The sequence below is a fragment of the Marinobacter sp. DSM 26671 genome (genome assembly GCF_900112835.1).
GTDB lineage: Bacteria > Pseudomonadota > Gammaproteobacteria > Pseudomonadales > Oleiphilaceae > Marinobacter > Marinobacter flavimaris.
This window is the reverse complement of record NZ_FONF01000052.1, coordinates 1-3,734: the sequence shown is the minus strand read 5'-3', so window position 1 is coordinate 3,734 and position 3,734 is coordinate 1. Positions and strand designations below refer to the sequence as shown.

Below are 3,734 nucleotides of genomic sequence, written 5' to 3'. Positions count from 1 at the left end.
TGCAGCTTGCAGGTGCTGATCAGGCTCTGGATGATGCCCAGGTGTTCCGCCCCCAGTTCGGTCCAGCAGAACATCCAGTTTTTTCTGTTATGGAAACACTTCCATAACAGAAATTATCCTCGGCCCTTAGTTATGGAAGGGTGTGGTCTTTGAGTGCTCTGAAAGATGGTCAGGGTAGATGCTGATTTGCTCGGCAGTTGATGCACTTAGCAGCATCTACCCTGTGTTGTTTGAATGTTGGTGTCCCTATAAACCCTGCATAATTAGAGACTCTGTAAAAACTCCAACACACTGTCCGATGGCTGGTACCGCGGCAATGCCTGGGAAGGCGCCTGGATGCTTTTCAATGCCCGATCCTTCATCGCCAGATCTGCTTCGACATATTTGTGAGTGGTCTCCGGGCTTTCATGCCCGAGCCATAGCGCAATGACGGTGATATCAACACCGGCTTGCAACATATGCATGGCAATGGAATGTCGAATCAGATGCGGAAATACCCGTCGTTTGGCCAGTTCGGGATATTGCGCAGCGACCGCTCTGACCGCAAGCTTCAAGCGTTCAGTCACACCTATGCGCGTCAGAGGGGTGCCTGATCGACTTGGAAACAGCGGTTGATCAGGCTGGCGAGGATAGGCTCTTAACCAGCGTTTAAGCTGCGCGGCCGTCTCAGGCCACAAGGGTGTCGACCGTTCCTTGCGCCCTTTGCCGCGAATACGCACGGAAGCGCTGGGCCCAAGCACCAGATCTTCTAGCCGCATTCCGATCAGTTCGGAGACGCGAGCGCCGGTATTGTAAAGTGTGGCTAACATCACCCGATCCCGCTGTCCCGTCCAGGTATTGCGATCCGGTGCGTTAAGAATCGCTGCCATGTGCTCACGCGAAAGGAACCCAATCAGTTGCTGTTCAAAACGCTTCATGGGGATGGCGAGCACGGACTGCGCGGTGGCAAGGGCCGAAGGCTCCTGAAAGGACACGTACCCCATGAACGACCGGATCGCCGCAAAACGTGCGTTACGGCTGCGAACCGAGTTGTGGCGCTCCTCTTCGAGGTAGTGAAGGAAATCCAGAACGAGCGTGGCGTTCAGATCGTCCATCGTAAGTTCGCTGGGATGTTTTCCAAGACGCCGATGGGCAAATGTCAGCAGCAACCGAAAGGTATCTCGATAGGCTGATACGGTATTCGGACTGGCCTGGCGCTGCTGCATCAAGCGCTGCACAAAAAACTGCTGTAGCAAGCACGGAAAAGTTACCGGCACCGAGGTACTCATAAGCCACCTCCTTGAAATTGTTCCAGGCGTTGAGCTGCCCGGGCCAGCAACTCGGGCGTTGCGGTGAGATACCAGTAAGTGTCGGTGATCTTGGCATGACCGAGGTAGGTAGATAGCGCCAGGATATGGCAGTCGATGTCGAGGCCCTGCGCATACCAGCGCTCAAGGTTACGGCAGGCAAAGGTGTGGCGAAGATCATAAATACGCGGTGCCGGGTGACCGCCTCGGGAGCGCCAATGCAACCATTGTCGCAATAGTTTGAATGCATATTCCAGGCCCTGCGTGGTCGCGGGTCGGCCGTAGTCAAAGATGAAGAAAGCCTCGGTAGTAGCCGCAAAAGGATCTCGATCTCGTTGCTGTACGTAGCGCTGCAACGCCTGTGTCGTGGTGGAGTGCAGCGGTACCCAGCGTGACTTGCCGAACTTGGTGTTCTGAATATGCAGCAAGTCTCGATCCAGATCCACATCCGGGCGCTGCAAGCCGGTGGCCTCTGATGTTCGCAAGCCCGTCGAGGCAATCAGTCCAAAGAGCGCAGCGCAACAGGTTCCCCGTAAGCCGCCTGTCGGATGTAGATCGGCACAGGCTTCCAGCAGCGCACGGATCTCGGCGTCGGTGAAAATATGTGGCGTCAGGCGACGATGAGAGGGCCCAAAGCGACCACGGGGCGGAATCTCAGTGGCCGGATCGAACTGTTGGCAATAGCGGGCGAAGGGGCGCAAGAGTTCCATCCGACGGGCAGCGGTGAGCGGATCTGGTCGGCCTGAGGCGCAAGCCCACTGCTCAGCCAGCTGCATGGTCAGAGCTCCCCGAGGCGAGACATGATCAGCGAAGCGCGCGAATCGCGCCAGTTGCTCGCCCTCGATCTTTAATGCAAAGCCGGCCTGTCGGCGGTAATCCAGATAGGCGTCGACCCGAGCGGTAAATGTCACAGGAGTGTTCATGACAACCTCCCCGGCCACGGTAGAGCCACCTGAGCCAGCGCCTCAAGATCGACTTTGGCATAGATTGTGGTGGTATCCAGACTGCGATGGCGCAGCAGGTCGGCGATCTCCTTGAACCGGGCGCCGCCCTGCACCAGTCGACCGGCCAGGGTATGCCGCAGAATGTGAGTGCCGCGAATACAGTGATCGAGTCCACAGCGCTTCGCCGCATAGCGAATGGCGTTGCGCACGATGTCCGGATCAGCTGGCGCATTGAGGGGTGGCCGGTGCCGCACAAACAGCTCTCGTCGCGTGGTGTTCGGTCGACCATCCAGCAAGTACTCGGCGATAGCATGCCCAGTGACACCGGGCAGAGGCAACACATCGATGCGCTTGCCCTTACTGCGAATGATCAGTGTTCCGGTCCGCCAATCCACATCGTCCAGGCACAGACGGGCCACTTCTGTTCGACGCAAACCCAGGTCGAGCAGGCAACGCGCGATTGCATAATCGCGCTTGCCAGTGGCCTGGCCGCGATCGAAGGCACCGAGTAGTTGCTCGATCTCCGCGTTGGAGAGAACCTGCGGCAGTCCAGCCAACCGCCACTGCGCGACACGAGGCAGAGCGGCGATCAACGCGGAGGTCTGCTCGCCCTGACTGGCCCGGAACGCGAAATAACAGCGCAACGAAGTGGTGGCGGCAAGAATCGACGCCGGAGCCCAGTCCGCTGTGTAATGGCCGATAAAACGGATTACATCCGACGGTCCGAGCCGCTTCAGGTGTACCGGCCCGGAGCCAAAACAGTAGATGAGAAAATCGCGCAAATGGCGTAACCGGACTGAACGCGTGGTTGGTGCCAGTCCTCGTACCTCAGTAAGATGGCGATCGAAATCCTCAAGTTCCGTTGCGATAGGAGCGGAAACCGGGAAACTATCCGCCTGGATACCATGCCCCTTAGCACAGAGCATCGCAAACAGATGCCCCAGCGCAGCGTGCATCTCGCGAGGTGCGCGCCGGCACCGGACGGCACATCGACAAACCGGCAGGTGCTCATCCATAAAGCGGTTAACCAACCCTGCATCGATATCGCCAAGACCGACTTGTTGCGTCCTGCACCAATTGGCGAAATGCGCGACGCTGCTGAAATATCCCTGGATCGTACCAGTCGCGTAACCACGCTCGATGAGGAACTTAACGTAAGCATCTTCATTATTACTGAGCGGCGAATCGGCAAACCACTGATGCGCCAGTGCATACAACGAATGGGTAGACTCAACCATGGTGACTCTCCTTCCTGATGAGGGGGAGTCAAAACAACAGCACCAGTAGTTATGGAAGGCAAGTCATCACTGTCACTGGGACGCGGCAGCGGAAGGAAAGCGGCCTTGAAGCGCCTGCATCAGGAACCTTCCATAACTGAGGACCTCGGATAATTCTTATTATGGAAACACTTCCATAACAGAAAAAACTGGATGTTCTGCTGGACCGAACTGGGGGCGGAACACCTGGGCATCATCCAGAGCCTGATCAGCACCTGCAAGCTGCA

Annotated in this window: 3 protein-coding genes; all 3 read right to left on the bottom strand. The window is 57.2% G+C overall.

The genetic code is table 11. The features are described 5' to 3' along the window. Positions 1-263: 263 nt before the first annotated feature. Genes BM035_RS21980 through BM035_RS21970 form a run of 3 tightly spaced genes read right to left on the bottom strand, consistent with a single transcriptional unit; the run spans position 264 to position 3,468 of the window. Positions 264-1,268, bottom strand: a complete 1,005-nt coding sequence (locus BM035_RS21980; protein ID WP_092034421.1) for a site-specific integrase — start codon at positions 1,266-1,268, stop codon at positions 264-266. Continuing rightward, a complete protein-coding gene (locus BM035_RS21975; RefSeq protein ID WP_092034423.1) occupies positions 1,265-2,209 on the bottom strand; it encodes a tyrosine-type recombinase/integrase in 945 nt (314 codons plus the stop codon). Before BM035_RS21975 ends, BM035_RS21980 begins: the two co-directional genes overlap by 4 nt. Then, complete coding sequence (locus BM035_RS21970) at positions 2,206-3,468, bottom strand: site-specific integrase (protein ID WP_092034419.1); 1,263 nt, start codon at positions 3,466-3,468, stop codon at positions 2,206-2,208. The genes BM035_RS21975 and BM035_RS21970 overlap by 4 nt, the downstream gene beginning before the upstream one ends. Between the last annotated feature and the right edge of the window lie 266 nt (positions 3,469-3,734).